The organism is Flavitalea antarctica, from assembly GCF_054461535.1.
In genome coordinates, this window is record NZ_JBTLQG010000025.1 from 1 (window position 1) to 25,107 (window position 25,107).

18 protein-coding genes and 1 tRNA gene are annotated in these 25,107 nt (G+C 44.2%); 5 read left to right on the top strand and 14 right to left on the bottom strand.

All coding sequences use genetic code 11. From position 1 onward, the window contains the following. Window positions 1–765 precede the first annotated feature (765 nt). Both truA and ACX0G7_RS19030 read right to left on the bottom strand, forming a co-directional pair. Window positions 766–1,509: a tRNA pseudouridine(38-40) synthase TruA gene (gene truA, locus ACX0G7_RS19025; protein WP_458925106.1), complete on the bottom strand. Its 744-nt coding sequence runs from the start codon at window positions 1,507–1,509 to the stop codon at window positions 766–768. A 54-nt stretch (window positions 1,510–1,563) separates the two neighbouring features. Then, a complete protein-coding gene (locus ACX0G7_RS19030) occupies window positions 1,564–3,402 on the bottom strand; it encodes a DUF4476 domain-containing protein (protein ID WP_458925107.1) in 1,839 nt (612 codons plus the stop codon). Window positions 3,403–3,562: 160 nt separating this feature from the next. Between ACX0G7_RS19030 and ACX0G7_RS19035 the strand changes: the two genes are divergently transcribed. Further along, complete coding sequence (locus tag ACX0G7_RS19035; protein WP_458925108.1) at window positions 3,563–6,067, top strand: M1 family aminopeptidase; 2,505 nt, start codon at window positions 3,563–3,565, stop codon at window positions 6,065–6,067. 281 nt (window positions 6,068–6,348) lie between these two features. Here ACX0G7_RS19035 and ACX0G7_RS19040 read toward each other — a convergent pair whose 3' ends face one another. The 5 genes from ACX0G7_RS19040 to gap form a co-directional block, all read right to left on the bottom strand. Beyond that, window positions 6,349–7,203, bottom strand: a complete 855-nt coding sequence (locus ACX0G7_RS19040) for a TPM domain-containing protein (protein WP_458925109.1) — start codon at window positions 7,201–7,203, stop codon at window positions 6,349–6,351. A 10-nt stretch (window positions 7,204–7,213) separates the two neighbouring features. Continuing rightward, window positions 7,214–7,669 carry a TPM domain-containing protein gene (locus tag ACX0G7_RS19045; protein WP_458925110.1) on the bottom strand — a complete coding sequence of 152 codons (456 nt, stop codon included), beginning with the start codon at window positions 7,667–7,669 and terminating at the stop codon, window positions 7,214–7,216. Window positions 7,670–7,810: 141 nt separating this feature from the next. Further along, entirely contained in the window at window positions 7,811–8,407 is a 597-nt protein-coding gene (locus ACX0G7_RS19050) for a LemA family protein (RefSeq protein ID WP_458925111.1), read from the bottom strand. A 299-nt stretch (window positions 8,408–8,706) separates the two neighbouring features. After that, complete coding sequence (locus ACX0G7_RS19055; RefSeq protein ID WP_458925112.1) at window positions 8,707–9,906, bottom strand: phosphoglycerate kinase; 1,200 nt, start codon at window positions 9,904–9,906, stop codon at window positions 8,707–8,709. A 165-nt stretch (window positions 9,907–10,071) separates the two neighbouring features. After that, a complete protein-coding gene (gene gap / locus ACX0G7_RS19060; protein WP_458925113.1) occupies window positions 10,072–11,088 on the bottom strand; it encodes a type I glyceraldehyde-3-phosphate dehydrogenase in 1,017 nt (338 codons plus the stop codon). A 242-nt stretch (window positions 11,089–11,330) separates the two neighbouring features. On the opposite strand from gap, the gene ACX0G7_RS19065 reads away from it, so the two are divergent. Further along, a tRNA-Glu gene (locus ACX0G7_RS19065) sits at window positions 11,331–11,402 on the top strand. A 161-nt stretch (window positions 11,403–11,563) separates the two neighbouring features. On the opposite strand, the gene ACX0G7_RS19070 is transcribed toward ACX0G7_RS19065, so the two are convergent. From ACX0G7_RS19070 to ACX0G7_RS19085, 4 genes are all read right to left on the bottom strand, one after another. Continuing rightward, window positions 11,564–12,271, bottom strand: coding sequence for a class I SAM-dependent methyltransferase (locus ACX0G7_RS19070; RefSeq protein WP_458925114.1), 708 nt, complete (start codon window positions 12,269–12,271; stop codon window positions 11,564–11,566). Beyond that, window positions 12,271–12,981: a glycosyltransferase family 2 protein gene (locus ACX0G7_RS19075; RefSeq protein WP_458925115.1), complete on the bottom strand. Its 711-nt coding sequence runs from the start codon at window positions 12,979–12,981 to the stop codon at window positions 12,271–12,273. The genes ACX0G7_RS19070 and ACX0G7_RS19075 overlap by 1 nt, the downstream gene beginning before the upstream one ends. Window positions 12,982–12,995: 14 nt before the next feature. Next, entirely contained in the window at window positions 12,996–14,501 is a 1,506-nt protein-coding gene (locus tag ACX0G7_RS19080) for a DUF6056 family protein (RefSeq protein WP_458925116.1), read from the bottom strand. A 324-nt stretch (window positions 14,502–14,825) separates the two neighbouring features. Further along, window positions 14,826–15,110: a hypothetical protein gene (locus ACX0G7_RS19085; protein ID WP_458925117.1), complete on the bottom strand. Its 285-nt coding sequence runs from the start codon at window positions 15,108–15,110 to the stop codon at window positions 14,826–14,828. 217 nt (window positions 15,111–15,327) lie between these two features. On the opposite strand from ACX0G7_RS19085, the gene ACX0G7_RS19090 reads away from it, so the two are divergent. Beyond that, on the top strand, window positions 15,328–16,191 hold the full coding sequence (locus tag ACX0G7_RS19090; protein ID WP_458925118.1) for a hypothetical protein: 864 nt from the start codon (window positions 15,328–15,330) through the stop codon (window positions 16,189–16,191). A gap of 199 nt (window positions 16,192–16,390) precedes the next feature. On the opposite strand, the gene ACX0G7_RS19095 is transcribed toward ACX0G7_RS19090, so the two are convergent. Continuing rightward, window positions 16,391–18,256 carry an outer membrane protein assembly factor BamB family protein gene (locus ACX0G7_RS19095; RefSeq protein ID WP_458925119.1) on the bottom strand — a complete coding sequence of 622 codons (1,866 nt, stop codon included), beginning with the start codon at window positions 18,254–18,256 and terminating at the stop codon, window positions 16,391–16,393. 219 nt (window positions 18,257–18,475) lie between these two features. Between ACX0G7_RS19095 and ACX0G7_RS19100 the strand changes: the two genes are divergently transcribed. Both ACX0G7_RS19100 and ACX0G7_RS19105 read left to right on the top strand, forming a co-directional pair. Beyond that, window positions 18,476–19,495, top strand: coding sequence for a helix-turn-helix domain-containing protein (locus tag ACX0G7_RS19100; RefSeq protein ID WP_458925120.1), 1,020 nt, complete (start codon window positions 18,476–18,478; stop codon window positions 19,493–19,495). 282 nt (window positions 19,496–19,777) lie between these two features. Beyond that, window positions 19,778–21,055, top strand: coding sequence for a vanadium-dependent haloperoxidase (locus ACX0G7_RS19105; RefSeq protein WP_458925121.1), 1,278 nt, complete (start codon window positions 19,778–19,780; stop codon window positions 21,053–21,055). 158 nt (window positions 21,056–21,213) lie between these two features. Here ACX0G7_RS19105 and ACX0G7_RS19110 read toward each other — a convergent pair whose 3' ends face one another. Both ACX0G7_RS19110 and ACX0G7_RS19115 read right to left on the bottom strand, forming a co-directional pair. Further along, entirely contained in the window at window positions 21,214–21,438 is a 225-nt protein-coding gene (locus ACX0G7_RS19110) for a CDGSH iron-sulfur domain-containing protein (protein WP_458925122.1), read from the bottom strand. 63 nt (window positions 21,439–21,501) lie between these two features. Then, window positions 21,502–25,101: a TraB/GumN family protein gene (locus ACX0G7_RS19115; protein WP_458925123.1), complete on the bottom strand. Its 3,600-nt coding sequence runs from the start codon at window positions 25,099–25,101 to the stop codon at window positions 21,502–21,504. Window positions 25,102–25,107: the final 6 nt, after the last annotated feature.

The window sequence follows — 25,107 nt, forward strand, 5'->3', positions numbered from 1 at the left end:
CGTACTATTGTTTCCAAACTTTCAAAGATCTTTCAGGCCTTTCTCGCCTCCCATTTTTCGTTGGGGTTGCAAAGGTAAGTGCCTTTTATATTTCAACCAAATATTTCTAAACTTTTTTCTGAAGTATTTTCAGGTGAGTTTCAAAAATCTATCGAAGAACTTCCTGCTAGTAACTCTTTCGTTTTTAGCGGACTGCAAAGATAGGGCGAGTAAATTTACTAGCCAAGTTTTTTTGAATTTATTTTCATTTTTCTATCCCCTTTAGATCGATTTTAACAAGTCCCCGGCCTGCCTCCTCCACACCATCTTTCAGCAGTAAAGGCCCCTGAATTTACGGGTGAGATTGCCTCTCCTCCTGCACACCGTACCCATTACATCGCATCTCCGCTTAAATATCGTACTCCACCTTTCAAACAACATTCAACACCCATTTCGGCCCCAACATTCAGTCATACCATGGTAATCCCACGATTCCAACATCACCTCGCCTTCATTAACTTCCCATCCATCCTATCTTACTTCTGGTATCCAATCTTAATTCTAAAATCATTCCAATGTTTCCGTCATCCTATGATCATTCAACTGGCCTGCCATAGCCCCATCATCGTGTATGCATCGCCCAATCATCGTATGTGAGTTCAAGATGCCACCCCCCCCTCCCCATTTCCAACAGCATGCCATTTTCGACACAGGAGGCCGGGAATCCAACCTTATTTACTGATCCGCCTTCCAATCAAAATCGTTTTTCCTATAATAGTTTCTATCCTATAATATCTTCTCCCAATCGAATTTTACCTCCTCCAGCATCAAACCATGCCCCGGCACATCAAACCAGGCCTTTGAATTATCCTTCGCCGCCAGCACCGTAAGCAGGTCATCCACACTCGCCCTCCCCCGGCCCACACGAAGCATGGTTGCCACCAAACCCCTCACCATTCCCCGCAGGAACCGGTTCGCCTCCACATAATACTCAAGCCTGCCATCCTTCATTACCCATTCGCTCCTCAGTATCCGGCAATTGAAAGTGTGCACCTGTGTGTTCCGCTTTGAGAAACTGCTGAAATCTTCATGCTCCATTAATATGGCCGCCGCCTCAAGCATCCGGTCCTCGTGCAGGGTATACGGATAAAAATATGCCCTGTCCCGCAGAAACGGATCCTTGCGGTTATACACCGAATACCTGTAGGACCTCGAAATGGCGTCGAACCGGCAATGGGCACCCGACTTCACCAACTGTAAGGAACGAATACTGATATCCCCCGGTAAAATGGCGTTGAGATTATAGATGATGCCCGGGTCAATCGCAGGCTCAATATCGAAATGGAAAAAGTTCTGCCTGGCATGAACGCCGGAGTCGGTTCTCGAGGACCCGGTAAGCAACGGTTTTTGCTTCAACACGATGGCCAGGGCATTTTCAACTTCCTGCTGCACGGTATGTGCATTTTCCTGTACCTGGAAACCGGCATAATTTGCCCCGTGGTACGACAATTCGAGAAAATATCTTGGCATCCCCCAAAGATATAGATAAGCCTTTTAGAGATATTGATAAGCGTGTCGGAGTCTTTAGATCCTTATCATCGCATTAAAACGTTTGATATAATAATCTTCTTTCAGCACAGTTACCAGGTTGCGGAATTCCTGGGAGTCAGACGCAAAGGGATATGCAGTGTCAAGAAATTTGTACTTTCCTTCATCGTTCAGAAAAAGCTCTGTCAGAGCCCTGATCTGCCGGCAGGTAAAACACTTTGTCCGAAATACTTTTTTGGCAGCAGCAATCCGGTCGTCAGCGCTCACCTCTGCCATCATCTTCACCCTGAGTTTATCAAGGTCATACTCAGTCGCAAAATTTACGCAATCAGAATTGATCATCACCGGGCCCCTGGATAAGGGTTGTGTGTTGGTGGCATAGGAACTTGAGCCGGAATCTTTTTTCGTAACCACGGGATCGGTCAATGGCCTTGGGTTAGATTGCCATCTGGGGAAGATGGAATCCTTTTTCGGAACAACCGACGCGGCCGGATCAATGGCGATAATAACTTCAATAGTGTCGGTTTTACCATCGCTCTTATCAATATAGGACACAGTGAGTGCACGCTCCGACTTCTTCTCGCCGATCTTTTTCACCTCAGATGATCCACTACCGGCTGTTTTATTTTTCAACGACGCCTTGTATACGCTGTCCTTGAAAGCCTTTTCCCTGACAATAGCATCCTTCGCAGCTGTTTCTTTATCAAGAGCTTCTTTTGTTGCCACTTCCCGGGCTGCCGCCACCTTTAATGCATTCTCTTTGTCTGTCGCTTCTTTTGCCGCGCTTTCTTTGGCAGCGCTTTCTTTAGCAGCAGTTTCCCTCGCCAAAGAATCCTTCAACGCACCCACCCTGGCTATGGAATCCTTTTCATTATTCGTCCTCGCCAAAGCTTCATTAGCTGCGGTAATCTTTGCGAGCGAATCCCTGGTTGCCGCTTCCCTCGCCAGAAGTTCAGTTGCAGCAGCTTCCTTTGCAGTCACCTCCTTAGCAGTTTCCTTTACAGCAACATCGTTTGCGGTTTCCTTTGCAGCAACATCCTTAACGGCTGCCTTATCAGCGGAGTCCTTTAAGATAGCCGCTTTGTCTGCGTCTTCTTTTTTTGCCTGCTCTGTTTGTGAGTCAGAAACCGCGCTTTTAGCACCGACAACTGCAACACCTGCTGCCCCGGAAGACGAATCATTCTTTGCCACAGCGTTACCAGCGGTTTTTTCAGCTGTCCTGCTCAGACTATCAGCCACTGCCTTGTCTTCTGCCTGTGATTTCTGCAGCGCAAGCGAAGAATCAACATGTTTGACCTTTGTTGAATCGATAAAAGCACTTGCATGCTGTTTCTCGTTCTTTTTGTCGGCCTGATTCGGAGTTTTTACTGCCTGGTCGCTGGCGCCCGGATCAGTAACGGTTACGGGAGTTTTTACCGCAGGATTTGCAGCAGCAACCGCTGGCTCATTCACCGCCGGCGGATGATTTATTACTGAAGTGTACAAAACCGAAGTGTCATTTACCACACCCGCCATCATGATCGAAAACGCATCCGTTTTCCTCACTCCCCCTAAAGGCATGGAAGCGCTCACGATCGGAGGTGACGGTTGAATCACCTTGTCGTTATCCAGGTCAATCAGCTGCCAACCCTGGTTTGCCTGTTTAAGCTGGAAACTGTTGTCACTTTTTTTAAGATTTATCTGGAAACGCTGTTCGGGCAAATCGGTCTCGGGGAAACCAATGAAAATATCAAAGCTGCTACCGCTGAGCTCGGTAACATATACCTGGCCGTTTGAGGTAGAAACATTGATCTTGCTTCCGATTTTTACATAAAAAGGTTTCTTCTCAGAAGCCTCTAAAAAAACCAGGAGGCTCTGCTGCGCTAACAAACTCATACTACACAGTAAGAGGCCCAGCAAAAATGGAAGTTTCTTCATGCAGGAGACAATAATAGCAAATCTAACTTATTTGTTATCAGGGTTTGACCACTTGTACATTTTTTCACAAATTTTAAGCCTTTGTAAAACTATATTTGCGCCCAACTAAATATTCGTCATGAAGAAATTTTTAATGTTTCTGTTGGTTACGGGCTGTTCTTTTGCGGCAATAGCGCAGGAGGAGTCGGAGCAGTCCGATACGAGCTGGAAAAAAATGTACCGTGAAACTGCCCCCCGTATCAATGATCTTGTTCATACCAAACTTGATGCAAAATTTGACTATGCGAACTCCCGGCTGAACGGAAAGGTCTGGATCACACTTAAACCGCACTTCTACGCCACCGATAGTGTCGAACTGGATGCAAAAGGAATGACGATTCAAAAAGTCGCTCTCGTTAAGGGTTCTTCAACAACTCCCCTGAAGTTTAATTACGACGGTATGATGCTTAACATCCGTTTGAATAAATCTTACAAAGCAGACGAAAGTTATACGATCTACATAGAATACATTGCCAGGCCAGACGAGTATACAGGAAAAGGCAGCGCCGCGATTACTGACGCTAAGGGTCTTTATTTTATCAACCCACGCGGTGAAGAAAAAGATAAACCTACCCAGATCTGGACCCAGGGAGAAACCGAAGGTACATCTGTATGGTGCCCGACAATAGACAGGCCAAATCAGAAAACCACCCAGGAAACTATACTCACTGTACCTGACAAATATGTAACGCTTTCCAACGGCAAACTTGTTTCCCAGAAGAAAAACGCAGATGGTACGCGCACAGATGCATGGAAAATGGATCTGCCACATGCCCCTTATCTCTTTTTTATGGGTGTAGGTGACTTCGCTATCGTCAAAGACTCATACAAAGGAAAAGAGGTTAGTTATTATGTTGAGAAGGAATACGCACCGGTTGCCCGTAAGATCTTTGGTAATACGCCTGAAATGATGGCGTTTTTTTCAAAGGCACTTGGCGTGGAATATCCCTGGGTTAAATACTCCCAGATGGTTGGTCGCGATTACGTGAGTGGTGCCATGGAAAACACCACAGCTACCCTTCACCAGGAAAGTGCACAGCAGGACGCCCGTGAACTGGTTGACGGCAATAGCTGGGAAGGTACCATTGCACATGAACTATTTCACCAATGGTTCGGTGACCTGGTGACCAGTGAAAGCTGGAGCAATCTTACGGTCAATGAATCTTTTGCAAATTATAGCCAGGTTCTCTGGAATGAATACAAATATGGAAAGGATGCGGGCGCAGAAGAAAACTTCAATGACATGCAGGGATACTTCCAGAGCATGAGTGAGAAAAAGGACCTGGTTCGTTTCTACTATGAAGATAAAGAGGCCATGTTCGATGCCGTTAGTTATAATAAAGGCGGAAGAATTCTGAACATGCTCAGGAACTATGTAGGCGACAGTGCTTTCTATAAATCTTTGAACCTTTACCTGACCGCTAATAAATTCAAGGCAGCTGAGTCGCACAACCTGAGACTTGCATTTGAAGAGGTAACCGGGAAGGATATGAACTGGTTCTGGAACCAATGGTATTTCGGCAGCGGTCACCCGAAACTGTCCATTGATTATGTATACAACGACAATGCAAAAACAGTCAGTGTTATTGTAAAACAAACCCAGAGCAGTAATAAGATATTCCGCCTGCCGGTTGCCATCGATATATATAACGGCACCAATAAGACCCGTCATTCTGTTTGGGTTGAAAATGCAGTTGATACTTTTACTTTCGCATATTCAGCCAGGCCCGACCTGGTAAATTTTGATGGCGATAAGGTATTGCTTGCAGAGAAAAAGGATAACAAGACCCTTGATAACTATGTGCACCAGTTTAAACATGCAGGCACATATATGGACCGCAGAGAAGCAATCGACTTTGCATCAAAAAACCAGGACAATCCCAAGGCTGTGGAAATCATGAAAGCTTCACTCAAGGATAAATATCATGGGTTAAGAACTTATGGCCTCACTAAGCTTGATCTTAAAAAAGATGCCATTAAAACTGAAGCCGAGCCATTGATACTTGCCATTGCTAAATCGGATCCGAAGCCTACTACAAAAGCCACTGCAATCGGACTTTTAAGCAGTTTTGACAAACCTGAATACAAGGAATTGTTTGTAAAAAATCTTAATGATTCTTCTTACACCGTTTCAGGTTATGCGCTTGAGGCACTTACCAAAGTTGATAAGGAAGCCGGTTTAACAGCCACCAAAAAACTGATAGCAACACCGGCTAAAGGAAAGCTGATGGGTACCATGGCTACTGTGCTTATACAGAGTGGCGATGAAGGCAGCTTTGATGCCATTGCTAAGTACTTTGATGGTCTCCCATTGTCAATGACAAAGATCTCCATGCTGCAGCCAATGACTGAATATCTCACCAAGATCAAGGATACTGATAAGGTAAAAAGAGGCATTGACCTGATCGTTGAGTTCAGGGAACAGGTTGAAAAGTATGGTTATGCCCCGGTAATTGATAATATGCTTAAATCTGTCATAGCTAAAAAAGAGACCGCTAAGGCTTCAGCCAGTGATAAAGCTCCTCTGCAGACACAGATCGATTATATCAAATCCAAGATCGGTGATCAGAGAAAAGGGTTTTAAGTAGTGATGATTTGAGAGTTATGAGTTATGAGTAAATTATGAGTTAGGGAGGAATGTGTGAGTTTGGTATGGTTGCAATTGAGTTGAGGAAGGAAATTTATTTTTAGGCATATCAATTAAAACGAAAAGCGGTTTCTGTTTGAAACCGCTTTTCGTTTTAATTGTCAAAGTTAAGAGTTGATCTGACAATTGGGATTAATTTTAAGTACCCCCTAATCACCCTCCCTAACTCATAATTTACTCATAACTCATCACTCATCACTCATCACTCATCATGGCTATTACCAGCTTCCTCCTGATCCGCCGCCACCGAAACCGCCGCCACCAAATCCTCCGAAGCCGCCGCCTCCACCGCCACCGCCGCCGAAACCACCAAAGCCACCGCCTCCGCCACCGCCACCTGGGAAGATCACAGGGAAACCGCCCCTGTAACCTCTGCGGCTCATGAATCCACCTCCGCCACCGCGGTTGTTACGGGAGATAATAAAGATGATTATGGCCAGGACGATAAAGCCTGCAATTCCGCCACCACTGCCTTTTGGCTTACGTTTATTATAGTTATCGGGCGCTTTGTATTCTCCCGCCGCTGCCTGGAAGATCGCATCAGTAGTTTGGTCGAAAGCCGCAAAATAATTGTTGTTTTTGAGATTAGGCACCAGGAACTCTTCCGCTATTGCATTAGTAGTGATAGCAGGAAGTGCGCCTTCAAGGCCATATCCCGTTGCAATAAAATAGCGTCGTTTGCCATTTTCTTCGGTTCCATCGCTTACAAGTATTACGACACCATTATCATATTTACCCTGGCCACCTACACCCCAGAAATGACCGATCTCGGTAGCATACTGATCCGCCTCATATCCGCGCATAGTCTTAACCGTGACCACCAGGATCTGGTTCGTTGTAGAGTCATCGTACGCCACCAGTTTTTGTTCCAGTTGTCTTTCCTCGTCAGGAGTTAACAGATCTGCATAATCATTTACAAGCCGGGGCGGATTGGGCTTCGGGGGTAACAGGTTATGTGGAACAACCTGGGCCTGGATACGCATCGGTGTAGAAAACAGCGATAACATTATCACAGCGATAAACGCAGTTGTCCTGAAAAGCGGGATATTTTTTATTAGCCTGAAATCTGTCATGTTTAATTGGTTATTTCCCAAATACGATATCATCAGGGAGTTCATTCTTATCTAATTTGTTATCGTAAGGGAAATGTTCATCGAGTGCGTGTCCAATATCACCGATAACCAGCACCAGGGCATCCATATAGTGTTGTTGCTGGAAATGCATACGCATTTTCGAGATTTCCATAGCCCAAAATGCTTCACCCACTTTTTGATGGATGCCTTCGTCACCAAGAATGGCCATCTGGTGATCCTTTACCGCAACATAAATCAACACTGCATTTCTTTCTGCCGTCTGATCCATTTTCAGCGACCAGAAAATTTCTTTGGCCCGGTCAAGCGGATCCACATAACGACAACGGCTTTCTATATAAACCCTGATTTCACCGCTTGTGCGCATCTCAGCTTCTTTGATGGCGGCTATTATCTTGTCTTTTTCTGAGGCACTCAGAAACTCGGTTTTACTGGAGAAAATAGACATAAGCAAGCATTTTATCCGGAAGATTCAGGTAATATGACGGTCCACTTCTTCAATACATCCAGGTCGTATTTTGCAACGAACATGGGTATCAATGAGGCGGACCGTAATATGAACTGTTGTCAATTTATTTAGAAGCCATTATTACTTACTGAAATCAACCTTAGGAGCTTGCTTTTCAGCGGCGGTTGCTTCGAAATATGGACGTTCCTTGAAACCAAGTGCACCGGCGTAGATCACGTTTGGAAACTTGGTGACCGTAGTATTGTATGACCTGGCCACTTCGTTGAAACGACTTCTTTCAGTTGCGATCTTGTTTTCAGTATTTGAAAGTTCAACCTGGAGTCCTTTGAAGTTTTCAGTGGCCTTCAGTTCAGGATATCTTTCAACAGTTACCAAAAGACGGCTCAATGCGCTACCCACCTGGTTTTGCGCTGCCTGGAATTCCTGTAGTTTTTCAGGGGTGATATTGGCCGGATCAACTTTCACCTGGCTGGCTCCCGCGCGCGCCTGGGTAACCTGGGTCAGGGTCTCCTGCTCGAAATTAGCTGCTCCCTTGACGGTTGCAACCAGGTTGTCAATCAGGTCATTCCGACGCTTATATTGATTCTCCACATTACTCCAGGACTCACCGACTCTTTGTTTCTGTTCATTCATAGTATTGTAACTACTACAACCGCAACCTCCAAGCAGGAGAACTGCAGCAACAATTATGATAAGTGTCAGGTTTCTTGTCTTCATTTTATATTTCTTTTTTTATTTACAGCTAAAATTAATGTTTTTGCAGTTTTTTAATGTTAATATTTCCACCAGGCCGGTCGGTTGAAAACACAACCGGATCCCGGTAAATCCCTAACATCTGACACAATGTTTGTCGTAGGTTCTGTTCAATTATTACAATCCCGGATTCCGGATGTTTCAAACCTCTGTTCAATCCTTATGCCCTGATTCAACCTACCTCGTTATCTGCCTGCCTTCCCATCCACAAAAAAGCAGTTGTAATACGCTTAGCATCACAACTGCCGCTCGATTATCTCCAGTTATTTTTTATTGATGGCTGCGATACCCGGTAATTCTTTGCCCTCAAAGTATTCCAGCAGAGCTCCACCGCCGGTTGATATATAGCTAACCTTGTCTGCAAAACCAAACTGGTTGACTGCCGACACAGAGTCACCTCCACCCACAAGCGAATATGCCCCGTGTTCGGTTGCTTTGGCTATCGCCGTTGCAATAGCCTTGGTGCCGGTCTGGAACTTTTCCATTTCAAACACACCCATTGGTCCGTTCCAGAGCAGGGTTTTTGACTTGCTGATCACATTGGAGAACTGCTCGCTGGCATATGGTCCGATATCAAGTCCCATCCATCCGTCCGGGATCTTGTTACTTGGTGAATGAGAAGTTGATGCATTCGCATCAAACTTGTCTGCTATCACCGAATCGGAAGGAAGATGAATACAAACTCCTTTTGCTTCAGCTTTGGCAATCAGTTCCTTTGCTGTTTCCAGCCGGTCTTCTTCTACGAGCGACTTCCCGATCTCTCCGCCATTCGCTTTAATAAAAGTATAAGCCATTCCACCGCCGATAATGATATCGCTGGCCCTTTCAAGCAGGTTTTCGATAATCAGGATCTTATCCGAAACCTTTGCCCCGCCTATGATTGCCGTGAAAGGTTTTTCTGAGCTGTTCAAGATCTTATCGGCACTTTCCACCTCTGACTCCATCAATAGACCAAACATCTTCTTATCTGCGTCAAAGAATTTTGCGATAACTGCAGTTGATGCGTGCGCACGGTGTGCGGTTCCAAAAGCATCATTGACATAGACGTCACCTGACTCACTTAATTTTTTTGCAAAGGCCTCATCTCCTTTTTCTTCTTCCTTATAAAAGCGCAGATTCTCAAGCAGCAGCACTTCGCCTGGTTTCAGGGCCTTTGCTGCTGATGTAGCTTTTTCACCGATACAGTCTTCAGCAAATATTACTTTAGCTCCCGGGAGTAATTCCTGCAGATGGGGTACCAGGTGCTTCAATGAATATTTATCCGTCGGCCCGTCTTTCGGACGTCCGAGATGGCTCATAAGAATCGCAGATCCACCCTTCTCAAGTATTGTTTTGATGGTGGGAATTGAGGCGGTCATCCTGGTATCGTCAGTGATCTGGAACTTATCATCCAGCGGAACATTAAAATCTACCCTGATCAGCGCTTTTTTACCGGAGAAATCGTAATCGGAAAACTTTGGCATATAGAATTTTTAGTGGTGATCAAATTTACAGGAAACAAAAATGTTTACGGAAAACAAAAATCTTACTTAAAATAAAAATGCCGGAAAGCATCCGGCATCTTCAGATTATTAAGCTTTCGCAACAGCATAGCAAAAATCATGCTTCGCGATAAACAAAAAGATTAGTTATTTTTTATTGATCTGTTTTGCAAAAAAGTTCACAGTGCGAACCAGCTGGCTAACATAGCTCATTTCGTTATCGTACCAGCTCACAGTTCTGACCAGTTGAAGGTCACCTACGGTCTGAACCTTGGTTTGAGTTGCATCAAACAAAGAACCGAAAGTACTGCCAATTACATCACTGCTCACGATTTCGTCGGTAGTGTAACCAAAGCTTTCATTGGAAGCGGCCTTCATGGCGGCATTGATCTCATCTACTGTAACCTTCTTTCCGAGAACTACTGTCAGTTCAGTGAGAGAGCCTGTAAGTGTGGGAACCCTTTGTGCAGATCCGTCCAGTTTACCTTTCAGTGCAGGAAGAACAAGGCCAATGGCTTTTGCAGCACCGGTACTGTTTGGAACGATATTCTGCGCGGCAGCTCTTGAACGGCGGAGATCACCTTTTGGATGTGGTGCATCCTGGGTGTTCTGATCGTTCGTGTAGGCATGCACGGTAGTCATCAATCCGTTAACGATACCATATTGTTCTTCGAGGACCTGGGCCATCGGTGCAAGACAGTTTGTGGTACAGCTTGCACAGCTGATGATCTCTTCTGACCCGTCGAGAATATCATGGTTAACGTTGAAAACGATTGTTTTAAGATCACCGGTTGCAGGGGCAGAGATAACAACACGTTTTGCGCCGGCAGTAAGGTGAGCTGCAGCCTTGTCTTTATCGGTGAAGAAACCGGTACACTCAAGTACCACATCAACATCATGGGATTTCCAGGCAATTTCTGCAGGATTCTTCTGTGCGTAGATTTTTACTTCGTCCCCGTTTACTATGATTGAATTTTCTGTGGATTTAACTTCTGCGTCGAAACGTCCCTGTGCACTGTCATATTTCAACAGGTGTGCAAGAACCTTAGGGCTGGTAAGATCATTGATTGCTACTACGTCAATTCCTTCCATTTTATATATCTGGCGATAGACTAAACGACCAATCCGACCGAAACCATTAATGGCAACTTTTACTGTGCTCATGTTCAATTTGATTTTAAATAGTGGTAAAATGCGCAGCGAAGTTACAATAATGGAATAAATAATCAGCTACCATTTAAGAGTGTTTCGGATCAAAAGCGTTGGAGATCATATCAATTAAGAAGAAAATGCCATATTTGGCCTTGATTGACAAGGGTTCAGCTTCTCAAAAAGATTCTTGGCGATAACAGCAAAAAATTTTGGCGGGAAAACGAACAGCTACTATCTTTGCCGTCCCAAAATTAGCCGCGTTGGTCAATCGGTTAAGACGCATCCCTTTCACGGATGAATGAGGGGTTCGATTCCCCTACGCGGTACATAGTTTAGATTTTGAATCCCCCGTAAGTTTATAACTTGAGGGGGATTTTTCATTTTGGTGACTTTTGCTTTAGCCGACTAAGGATACCTTTTTCCCGCGATGTTACAGCCGCAGACGCAGTGCACAGTTCCGAAACCAGATCTGTTTTCCCTACTTGGATTATACTTCAGAGTGGAATTGGCCCACATAGAACCAATCGCCTTCAATATTCTCGCAGGCATGATCCGGAAAATCCAGTTTCGCAGTCAGCATTTCTCTCTGTGGAAAAAATTGCAAATGCTCATCAAGCGAATAAAAATAATAGCGCTGCTTTGGGGTGACAACAATCAGTTTTTTCCTTGTTACTCTTTTCAACTCAGCGATGAAGTTCCCGATCTCGAATATATGTTCAATAGTATGAGAACAGATTACGACATCGAATGATTTATCTTCAAAAGGAAGGCTCCGCACGTCCGCATTTACAAACTGAATATTCGGATCCCCGTTTTTTGCAACAAAATCGACACCAGTTAGTTTGAGCTTTGGATAACGGTCATGGATCACTGATAAAACATATCCATCCGAACACCCAACATCAAGTACATGCTGGTACCCGTCATTCAGTTCGGTCAAAATCAGGTCCAGGCATTTTTGAGTCAGGTCTGTTTTTCTGTTTCGCGAAATTGAGTGAAGATTCCTGTAGAAATCCTGCAGTTGATTTTCATCCCATGTAAAATAATTCTTCTTAAAATTCATCACCGCCCTGATATTCCTACCGCCATAAGCAAAGTAGTAGAAAGGATACATGAACCAACGACTGTCCCGTATGAACGGAGGTATCCATTCATCCAACATATACCTGATTTTATTGGTAAGCTTTCTGTTCATTATTTGCGGTATTTACCGGCGATGTAGCGTGTCAATATTTTCAAAAGCCCGACAGACAACAGCAATCCATCCCTTACAATCCTTACTGAGCTTTCCCGCTGTTCGATAACCTGGACCGGTATTCTCACCAGGTTATGGTTCCGAAGACCCGATATAAACAATACCTCCACATCAAAGGAAAAGTCAGTCAGGGTCACTTTTTCAAAGATAGATCTTGCGATGTCCCGGCGAAAGCCTTTCACACCACATTGCGAATCGGGTAATCCCTTAAGGATAAATCGAGTCACGATAGCGGAAAGCAGCCGGCTGCCAAGCGTTCTGGCAAAACTGATCTTTGGGTACCGCGATCCCGGCAGCGACCGGTCACCTATAACTACTTCCACCGAACTGTTTTGAAACACGGCCAACATATCAGTAATAACGGTCAGGATAAAAGGGAAATCTCCATCCATAAAAATCAAGACATCCCCGCTTGCAGCAAAAATACCTCTTTTAACAGCCGCCCCTTTACCCAGGTTAACCACGTTATCGATATAGATACAACCGGATGCTGCACTGATCTCTGCAACACTTTCTGATTCATCCGAGCCATCATTAACCACTATGATTTCATACTCAAGCCCGGTAGAGCCAAGCAAATCCACCAATTGCGGAATGCCTTTGCGGAACTGATGAGCACAATTGAATACCGGGAGTATGATACTAACCATATTTGATCGCGTAACTATTGATTTTTGAGACGATGGTCGGAAAGCCCCCAACGCAGATGATATTTCTTGTTATAATAGATCGTGTCAATATCATGGTATTCGGCAAAAAAATACGCCGATCCGTCTGAAGCCGGCTCATCTTTAAAATAAGTAAATGAAGGTGGCAGAGGAATCTCATCCTTATAAAACCGCGCCTTCTTTTTAGAAAATCGTTCGTTCAGGAATTGCTGTGCGATGCTGTCGTATGTTGGAATAACCACTGATTTTATGCCCTGGGCCTTTGCATTGTTGATACGGCTGATCCTGTCTGATATAACAAAACGATGTACAGGTGCCGCGAACAGATTCAGCAATAGTTCATGAGTGGCCGCTGAAAAGACGAGCAGCACGCAAAACGAAAGTTGAATGAGATTACTCTGGCTGATGTTATTAATCTTAACGTCCAACTTATTCCTTATCGCCGGGCCATTCACCATAATCACTCCCCAGACACCGAGGATCAACACGCAATTGATGATGTTTGAAAGCCGGCCAGGGACCACAGCACCACCGATTTGCCTGACGACGAAATGGAAGGCAAGAGCCATGATAAATAGTGCTCCAAGCTCCATCCACCAGCTTGTTTTTTTCAGGTTGAACTGTTTCGCGTACCCAGTCTTGAGTTTGTCAGACAAAAGGAAGACAGCCAGGCAACCGAGGTAAAAAAGAGGGTTGGAAAGAAAGGTCATTGTAGCCTGATTGAGCCTGTATACTCCACCGAAAAATGAAAATAGCAGATGCTGTTTATTTGTGTATTGCCCGGTTCTTTCTGCGTTGCCGGGCAGAGCCACTGTGCATGCAATAGCAATGATTGCGACACCAATTGAAACAAAAAGATAACCTGGGATCTTTTTTTGATGAATTACAAACAGCAGCAATGCACATGACGGCACTGCTAATACCATCATCCCCATAAATTCGTTTGTACCAGCCAGGATGATCGTCAACAGACAGCAAACAAGGACCGAAGAAAAACTTTTTTCCCTGGAAATCAGTAATGTGCCATGTTGTTTGATTAAAAGAAGAAATAGGAAAAATGGCAAAGTGTAGGTTACAAGGGTTGCCAGCCAATATGAAAATGAAGACGGTTGTGGTACAGATGTAAAAAATACCAGGTATACAGCAAGGGTTACAGACACGTGCATCAGCATTGAATTGTTCAGCACGAAAAACGTTTGTAGTACCCATTTCACAAAGATGTACAGCATCCAGAGCGATACCAGGTTGAACACCAGTAAAACCAGTGAGTAGTGCTGCATCAAAAAAGTGGAGGAACCGATTAGCAGGAACAACGAAATACTTGAGTACCGGCCGTTCAGATTGTCGAGATAGAAACGAATACTGCCGGATGGTCCAAAAGTTTCCACCAGGTATTTTGGAACAAGATCATCAAACGACGGAAACTGTGCAAATACTAACCCGAGGACAAGAACCATGTAAGCACCAACTATTATCCTGAACAACCAGGGCATGATCTTCATAGGGCAGCAAGATAAATATTATTTGGATGATCAGACTTCCCACCCGAATTTGTTTATCCAGACACCAAGCGATCTGTTTCGCCGGCAAAATAGATTTCCTGCATCGCGTCCTTCCCTGGTCGCAATAACTTCGGCTTTTACACCAGAGATTTTAATTCTCGAAACGTCAATAGCAAAATTGTTTGTCAGATAGGTCGGGAAATTCCGGCCATCTTCCTTACACCAGTGGCACTGGTCTCAAATCTGGCAGGTAAATCCTGGGATTTGAAATTGAATAGCGTTTCCAGAACAACCTCAAGTATTGGCTTGACTGTAAATGAGTCCCTAATTAAGATTTGTTTCTTCCATCTTAATTTTCGGCAGACCGATCGCATTTTCAACGTCTACTTCATAGCATAGATTTTTCGCAAACTGTCCGGCAACCTTATCAAGGAACTGTTGAACTTCCTGGGCACTGTCGGCTTCCCAAAGACAGGTACCTGTATTGCCATCTTTGGCAGGATAAATTCCGTGGATTTTTAAATTAGCGGGAAGATTTTTTGACACTTCCTTTGCTCCTGCCCAGAAATTCTCGGGATCGTTGATGTTGTGATGTGCAATGACTAACATAATTTTAAAATTTAAGGTTTAAAAAATAAGTTGCCTAACACAGGTCAGAATAAGAGAAAAGTCTTCAAAACAATGGTAAGATTTGATAAAGCAGGATGTAAATATTACATTAAAACCGATAAATTTCCAAATCAGCTTTTGGAGTGTCTTTTCAATCAAAGAAATAAACAGTAAGGCCGGGTTGCCAAAATAGCACAATTAACAATGGAAGCATAAATTGAAAGAAATTAAGCAGCATAATATTATGACACCAGAAGAATATGAGTGGTATATAAATCTTATCAAAAAGCGACATCAATACCTCAACCTGACATCTGAACAGGCCCAACAAATCTATGATTATGAGAAGGACAAGAATCTATATTCTAAAAAGCATTACTTGTCCACCTGGGAGGAATGGGACTACGAATCTTTTACATTTAAGAAAATACTCTCTGAGCAGCAATTTAAAGACTACCTGGTAAACCTCTCTGACGATATTAAACGATATGAGCAGAGTTTGATAGATCAGGATAACCAGAAGGCCAATACAGTTAACTATCACCAGGAGATACTATCTTACTATGCAACCGTGTTTTTACCGGATTTGTTTAAAGAACCTAAAATCACTGCCATGCCAAATATGTATGGTGTGCAAGAAAAAATTACATTCCTAAAATCGGAATACAAGTTGTTTTTAAATGACGACAAGAAAAAGTTACTTATAGAATGCTTCCGACACAGCAGGTCGTTTGCCCCAAATGAAGTGCGGATAGGGTTGTTGATGCATAAAATTTCTTATCTCTGGCCAGATTATGGTTACTTTAAGCATTCGGCAGACGAGGCAACAAAAGGGGTGATGGCTTATGTCAGGGCAAAGGTGCGGAATCTGCCGGACGAAGTTGAAAGTTTATTGGCGAAAAAAATCACTGACCTGAAAGATTTCAATAAAGCGTTATCTAAAAAATATTATGGGGAACCAAAAGGTTGGCATGTCCACTTTGGAGAGCTAAGTAGCGAAGAAGAAAAGGAAGAACGGATTATGCAATTGTTTTTACTGGATGCAGATTATTACGGCATGGCATTAAATAAAATTGGTTAACAGAAAACACCCCGGCGTGAAATATGAGACTATCGAGACCGCCATTCAATGTTTTCCTTAAAACGTTGTCAATATTCACTTATTGCAAAAGCCTTCAATTTCAAAGTATCGAAGCAATTGAATTTATGCAACAGATATCAGGTTCAAAGTCACTAAGCACCGGCTTTACGCAAACAGCTTTCCGACACATCCTTGAATTTTATTTCTTCAACGCATCTGCCTCAAAAGCCAGCAACACATTACCTGGTGCCTGGCCAAACATACCGTAACCCGAATTCACAAATAACATTCCATCCGCAACAACCGGTGCAGGGCCATCGATCGACCCACCTTTGCCTTTGATACCATTGACAGTATCAAATGGTTTTGCAGTATCGAACTCCCAAAGGATAGTACCATCTATACTTGAATATGCTCTTAGTATTCCATCTAAAGAACCTGCAAACACGATTCCAGGCACAACCAAAGGCGCTGCAGAATTCCCATTCAGGCAAACCTTATTCGGTGGACATCCAGGTGAACGGGCACTCCATACCGTGTCACCGGTTTTAAGATTTAATGCGAACAAACCCGGAGAAGGTTGGAAGTCTTTTACAGCTTTATCAAGCGCAATAGGGTTGTCAGCATTACAGGCATAGACATTAGTACCATCAGTAGCGATACCCCAATGGATGCCGCCTAATTTACCTCCCTTACCTACCCTTGATTTCCAGATCAATTTTCCTTCCGGAGTAAGCGCATAAACTACACCTGACTTTTGCCCTGCCAACAACATATCATTGCCGTCCGGACCTTTAACGATGATGGGCGCCACACCAAAATCAAGGTCAGGACCATCAGATGCAGGACAATTCAGAAATACCGGGCAGGCCAGGTTATAGGCATCATTACCAGTAGCCTGGAAATTCCAGACCAGTTTTCCTGTCTCCATGTTTATGGCCTGCAGAGCGTCGCTCGAAATTGTTGCGGGATCAGAATAGTTTTGTCCGGTGCCAATATAAAGTACACCACGTTTCGCATCCACGGTCGGACTGCACCAGACAGGTGCACCAGACGGACCATAAAACGATTTGCCATTTTTCTTTTTTACTGTCTCGGCTGCTTTGGGAAGTATACGATAAGTCCAGATTATTTTCCCCGTCTCAGCATTCAAAGCAACAACTCCCCCGGACGAAGTACAACACTCATAATTGTTAAGCCCTGCCGAACCAATTTCTGATGACACGATTGGAACAAATACTTTTCCATTATAAGTCACTACAGATCCGGTATTTTGTGAATAAGCTTCAAAACCGGCCCTGGTGTTCCATCTTTGTTTGCCGGTCTTCACATCGATCGCATATACATTACTGGTATAATCAGCGAAAATGGCGGTGACATTGTTCTTTGATTTCACAATGTTGATGGCGCCACGTATTGCTGCTGCAGCCGTAAACTCCCATCCGATCTTCCCTGTATGCTTGTTAATGGCATAAATCTGTCCAAATTGAGAACCTGTTATCAGCCAGTCCCCGGCCACAGCCGGTTTTCCTCTTGCAACGGTGCCATCGGGAAACGCAAATGCCCATTTCAATTTTAAGGTCTTTACATTTTGTGTTGATATCCCGGCTTGTGATGTTGTTCTGAAACCCGTACCCTCCAGGTTGTTTCCCCAACCCGAATGATCAGATTTACCTGAAATTGTATTCGCAGAAAATTTGGTATAAGCGTCTTTACTCATTTCAGAAGTTTTCATGGTTGTCTTTGTGATCCATTCTGAAACTTTTTTTCGTTCATCATCGCTTAAGGCAACTCCTTGCTGACGCATTTTACCAGTGGTTAGCGAAGTATAGATAGAACGCGGTGACATAGTGGCAAGCACACCCAGCCCCGGGGCAAGCGATTCTACAGACTCTTTATGGCAGCTTAAACAATTTGAATTGTAAATTTTTATACCGGTTGAATCCGCGGGTAAGAAAGCTGGCACCGACCCCGAAAAACTGCCCGGATAGATCTCCGGGTATCTATAAGCAGACATCAGGGTAATGGTAAATATGATGCCGGTTATTTTGAGAATCTTTGTCATAACTATTATTTAGAATAAGACTACCACGCAACTACCAGGGCTCAATGATCTGGAATATCCGACGTTTAAAATCAAAAATTATTACAAAGTTTCCCGGAAAAACTTCTGCCTTAGTTTGCAGGATTTACACTAAGCAGAGCATGAATCTCGCGGATCCCGCATATTCACCGGTTTTGGTGAGCATCTCCCGCCGGGGAGCATCTTAAATTTGCAACGCCGGTGAGCAAATCTTGCCGGAGTTTTTTTATGAATGCAAAAGAAGCAATAGAACACCAGGTGAACACGGTTTACAGAAGTTGCGGAACAGCAATGCTGTCTGTTAAAGAACCGGGAATGGCCGATATTAACGTGAATATCCGGGAAGTTAAGGGCGCGCTCGTGTTTACGCAGGATATGCAGACTCATGATAACGATTTGCATTTTGACCTCGAAAGAACGGAGCCGGTTGTAATGATGTTTTTTCAACTAAAAGGGTCCGCCTTTTTCCTGGAAGATAAACCGTTCAAGGTACCTGCTATGCATCACTCGGTTAATCATGTGACTTCTTTCAGGTCAAGATGTGTTGCCGAAAAAAATACAACGTCAAAAAACCTTTGTATAAAGATCAGCCCTTCCCTGATCTTAAACGAATGGCCGGTTGAACTTCCTGATGACAAATGGTTACGTGCCATTGAAGATGGACAGCCGATGGTAACATTGGACCAAAGCCGCCCGATGAACTATGCAATTCATCAAAACGTAGAACAACTGATTAACTGTCCTTATTCCGGCTTGTTGGGTACGTACTACCGGGAATCAATGATAAGGTTACTGTTGATACAGCAACTGGCCGAGTTTAACGGTGGCGATGCCGAATCCAACAAACAACACGCTACTGTGCCTCCAAAACTGACCATCAATGATGTTGCCGCCTTGCATGATCTGAAGCAATACCTGGAAACCCATTTTCTTGAGGATGTATCATTGGACAAACTTGCGCGCCGCGCGGGTCTGAACAACTTCAAACTTAAACATGGATTCAAAACATTGTTTAAGACCTCTGTAATGCGTTTTATCGACGACAAGAAAATGGAATATGCGAAGCAACTGTTGCTTGATCAAAGGGAGGATGCAGGCAGGTTCGATCTTTCTGATCTCCTGGGATATAATCATTATTCAAATTTCAGCGCTGCATTTAAAAAACGTTTCGGTCATTCTCCATCAACTTACAAAAAGCAGTTTTCACAAAGGGCAGCATAATACCACCGGTCAGCTTCATAACAAAAGGATCGTTAGATAGAATACATTTCTTCCCGAACCCTCTTAACAGAGGGTTTTTTTTGCACATAAAAATACATTGACTGTTTACCGCTTATAACATTGTTCTTTTGTTCAGCAAAAAACAATGTTCTTGTTTTAAACCTCTGCAAAGGGCTTTTTTATGCCTTACAAAAAATACCTTTCTCATACCAGTTGATACTTTTCCCATAACCATACCAGCGCCCGGCCATTGTTTCTTTGTATTCTAAAAACATTATCAACATGAAACAGTATTTAGTTATGGGCGCAATTTTTATCAGCGCCTTATGTGCCTGTAACAGGTCGAACAGCATTTCGGCAGACAAACCGAAACCGAAAACATTTTCAAACAAAGTTGTACTTGACTGGAACGAGATGGCATATAATGCCATGGGAGGTGCTGCTTATCAGCATTCACTGCTCGCCTCCCGGATCAATGCAATGATGCACATCGCCATGCATGACGCAGTGAACGCCGTGATCCCACAGTTCAAAACTTATGCATTCAACAAAAGAGATGAGAACGCAGATCCGGTTGTTGCAGCGGCATCAGCGGCTCACGGTGTATTGGTAGCCGCTTTCCCCGAAAAACGTTCATCGCTTGACTCCATGTTACAGGCTTCCACAGCAACAGCAACAGATCCCATTGCTTCACAAAAGGGTATGCAGACCGGCAAGGAAGCAGCTGCAGCAATTCTTGCCCTCCGTTCAAATGACGGCGCGCTGGCAGATCCGTTCGGAGCAATAACTCCATCCAACACACCGGGCATCTACCAGGCAGTTCCGCCGTTTGACATAGTGTTTGCACCATTCTGGAAAAATATGCAGCCCTTTGGCATTTCAAGCGTCAGCCAGTTTCGCGTGGCCCCACAACCAGCGCTCGATTCAAAGGCCTACACGGATGGATTTGAAGAAGTAAAACGCATGGGTTCAAAATCAAGCACACAGCGTAATTCAGAACAAACCGCTTATGCGCAGTTCTGGTATGAGTTCTCGGAAGCAGGCTGGAACCGGATCGCCAGGAACGCTGTAATGGCTAAAAAAACAGATCTGTTTACGACTGCGCGTTTATTCGCGCTTGTGGATATGGCACTTGCAGATGCATACAGTGCGGGCTGGGATTCGAAGTTTCATTATAATTTCTGGCGCCCGTTCACGGCTATCCGTAATGCAGCAAACGATGGTAATGCAAACACAGCACCCGACCCGGCCTGGGAGCCGTTCCTGCCTACTCCACCGGTACAGGATTATCCATCAACCCACAGTGCACTGGGAAACGCAGCAGCTACCGTGTTGACATCGATCCTTGGGGACAACCAGTCCTTTTCGTTTCAATCTCCAACATCGAACCCTGTTAACATGACAAGGCAGTTCAAGAGTTTTAAACAGGCGGCCGTGGAAAATGCCGACTCAAGAGTTATGGCCGGCCTGCATTTCCGGTTTAGTTGTGATGCGGGTCTGACCCTGGGAGACAATATTGGAAAATGGATAGTTCAGCACCAGTTAACACCATTGAAATAGAGAAAGTACAGGGGTAAAGAAGTTTAGAGCGATGAGTTATGGGTTATGAGTAAGTTTTGGGTTTTTAAGTAATGAGTTTGGAGTGGTTGCTTATCACTAATAACTCCATCCAAATTAATCACTCACTCATAACCCATAACTCATCGCTCTAAACTTATTTACGTTTTTTTGGGAGGTAAGGCAAATGCTACTGCCTCATGTTCGAAATGACCTTTGTGCGAAGCATCACAAAACGGCTTGTTTTTCGAAAGGCCGCAACGGCAAATCGAAACCACATCTCTCCCGCCAAGATCGTATGGCGTACCGGTTTTATCTACTATCTCGAAATCACCTTCAATCTTTAATGAACCATTGCTATTCACTGTAATTTTTGTAGCTGCCATTTCTATACTTTTTGTAAGCTGCGAAAATAGCATAATAATGTCATTGATATGCTGCAGCCATCTTTATTGCTCATCTCTGTCCCGTATCATCTCTTTGAATTGTTCTTTCACCTTTTTCTGATCGAAGGCAGCGTTCCAATATATGTTTGTAAGTTGAACAGCTGGCTCCAGCGAATCCGCGGAATCATAACCACCGGCCATCGCGAGATAAAATTCTTCATCTTCACCAAAGCCCATTTTATATAAGTAAAAGTTGAGGCTTTTACCATTGATTATTTCCCTGCGTTTTTCAATAAACTTTAAAGAGCTCGGCGAATAATCATCCACGCCGCTATTGTAAGCGAGTGACTCAGCGAAAGCGGCCTGGTTAAGATATTTTGACGGAAACAAAGATTGCTTACCCAATGTTTTCAACATCTCATAAACGGAAACGCGTATTTCTTTATCAGCTGCAAGTTTATTGATATGCCCGGCATCTACGACCTGTGCATTTTTAAGAAGCAGTTCGACCACATCCCTGGAGAGATATTTATCCTTTGTTGTCAGTAGACCAGATAGCTCTCTATTTGATTTCCCGGTGTTGAACCTCCCAAGTAAAGCTGCAACATCATACAAACGATAATCAGCATTCATCTCCGAATACATTACCGGCCGGTTTAAAAAACGGGCAGTGGCAATGAAATCTGACTCGTCCTTAATGATCTCATTTTTTGCGATGACATTGCTATCAAGCAACCGGAGTGCTACTGATGACATTACTGGTCCGAAAACAGTATCCTTTATAAACCTTCTTAGTTCAGGATAAAACGCAGCAGTTAAAGAGAGTGAATCTTGCAGCGGTTCGGACAGTTGATAGCCCGGATCCATAGTCAGGGATGACTGCTTTATAAGTGCGATCATTGCCTTATACGACTCACTGCTTTTCATTTCAGCAAGGCTTTTTAGAACCAGCACTTTATGATCCTGGTTATGTAACACATTGTAGGTCCTGGCAAAATAATCGATCGACTCCGGTTTATTAAAGGCTACTATACGTTCGGCTATCCTGTTATTAACGGTCATCCCTGAATCAGTTCCGTAGGGGTAGCGATAAGTCTTAAATACTGCACCGTGAAGCAACTCCAGGTCGGACGCTACAAATGGTGCCGTTTCAAGTTTCTGATATGCTTTAAGACGTGTTGTGGAATCAACAGCAGCGAGGTCACGGATCAAAGCATTGGCTTTAGGAACCAGGTGCAAGGCCTGGTCCGCTGCAATTGACCCGAATGTAAACTCATCAAAAAACCTGTTGATATCCGGCTGGTATACAAATTCACGTATTCCGGTTACACAGAGTTTATACACTTTGTCTCCATTCAGGAGTATCCTTACCCGGTAAACTATACTACCACCGCCTTTTTTCCGCATCAATAGTTCACGCCCTTTGCTTCCGGCGTTAAAAACTTCCTTATCAGTGAGCAACTCACCGCCCGCCAGCTGGGCATCAATCTGCATCTTCCAAAAGTCGGGGTCAGACTGCGCCCAGTCGTAAGCACCGAGCGTATCGGGCAACACCGTATAGGAAGTAGAAGTCATTGTATCATAAGCAAGCCATTGTAGATTATTTAACTCCTGGCCGGTGAGCCTAAACACGGCAGGGGCCCAGGTACTGAAGTTTTTATCTGACTCCTCATATCTTTTCCAATGCGCCCCGGGCTGTTTGATAAACCGCAACGACTGAAAGAGTGAATTACCGGCTTCCCCATAAACATTGGCCGAATCACCTATCATCATCAGGAGGATGTTGCGATTACCGTTGATACCAGCCACCGTTCGGGCATACAGGCCTTTTTGTTGTGTACTCACGCCGGTAACCTGTAACATGCGCTTACCATCGAGCCAGACACCCTGCGAGTCGATTACGCGGTATTGTGTACCCATCTTTTCATAGAGTTCTGCTTCTATCAGGCTATCACTTTCAATAAAATGACCGGGCAGTACTTCCTGTGAGAAAAGCATGGTGTAAATCCCTTTGTCCAGGTCCACTCCTGCAAAACCGGATATATGCCATCCATTGTCATCACGACTGTATTGTTTGTTTGGTTCGATGCGGGATGGAGCTTCGAACGTGATTCCCATAATGGTATCAGTGAAGAGAAACCTGGAAGCCCGGGACGGGATGACACGATTTTCAGGAATGGAAAATGAGCTAAAGAACTTATTGGCGTCAGCACCTGCAAGATGTTCACTTTTGTTTCCGGACATCATCGCGACATATACAACGCGTTCGTCCATCAGTATCTGGACGCGCATGTTCTGGTTACTTACGCGTTCAATGTACTCCTGACCGGTAGCCTTCCCTACACTTATTCTTCTGCCAGGCCTCAATTTTCGGCCCTTGAACATCAGCGAGGCCATTTGTTGCGCAACACTATCCTTGTTGAAATTCTGCTGAGGATAAATAACGGCCATGGTAGCGTAAGTCGACATGGTAAACAGGTCCAGGTGGAACTTCATATCTACCAGGCTCTGCAACCGAACAGATGCAGGGTTGCCTGGCATTGATATTTTATATAGATTGTTTACATCTGAAACTTCCTGCCAGGGCAGATGTACTTCCTTAAAGCTGTATTTGGAAGCATCGATCTTTTTAGCTGACATAACCGGTTCCACCTTAAAACCACGCCGGGTCAACAGGTCAATCACACCGCTGTCACCGGGTAAATGTGCGGCCCCGATCGCCAGGAACATTGTGCGGATATTGACAAGGCTATCGATCCGCCTGGCCATTTTCACATTTCTCCGCAACAGTAACTGATCTTTATACTCTGCTCCGCCCTGGTTCGAGATCTGGTTGATACCATCCAGATCTTCCCTGGTATAAGTTTCGATCATGGACTCCATCATCGATTTACCGGTCTTGTTTATCTTCTTTTTATTATCCAGCAATAAATAGTCAAGATCCGACTTATCAACCATGTCTTCCATCAGACCAACCTGGTCGCCCAGGTCCTCAATTCCACCTAGCCACTTTCCCTGGCGGCGGGCAATATTGTACAGGTAGGCATCTACAAATGTTGGCATCTCTCCTTTCGACATGAAATCATTCATCCAACGATTCCTTTCCTGCACGATTTCATCAGTAGTAATTTCCCCGGCTGGTTTCTTAAACTTCCGCCCAAGGCCTTCCCGGTAATATTCAAATTCTTCTTCCGAAAGCAGATCCTGCAACTTTTTTTTGTTGGCAAGATCATCAAACATCTTATTCACATAGTAAACAGCCATCTCATCGGGATTGACTTCGATCGCCAGACCTTCCGACTTTTCAATGGCAGCATATACGGAATCGCTGAAACGAAATAATCGTTTATCACTAAGATGCATCGTGCCAAAGAGGTAGGAGGGCTTTTGAAGGCCATGGCCACTGATCCGCCACAAAAGTGTTTTGGGGGTTGATTGCTGAGCTGAAGCAGAAATAAAAGCCAGGCAGAGAAGGCTGCTCAGCACACGAAGAGAAATAGCCATGGTTAGGAACAGATATGGTTTTTGAAACTTTGAACGATCAGCCGGATTTGCTATCAAAATAATTTTAATAACCCAGATTCCATAGCTTACCGGGAACATTTTTTCATGATTACTGTACCCGCGTTCCCGTCGCTTTTCAGCGAGGGTGTTCCGTTTCAATAAACA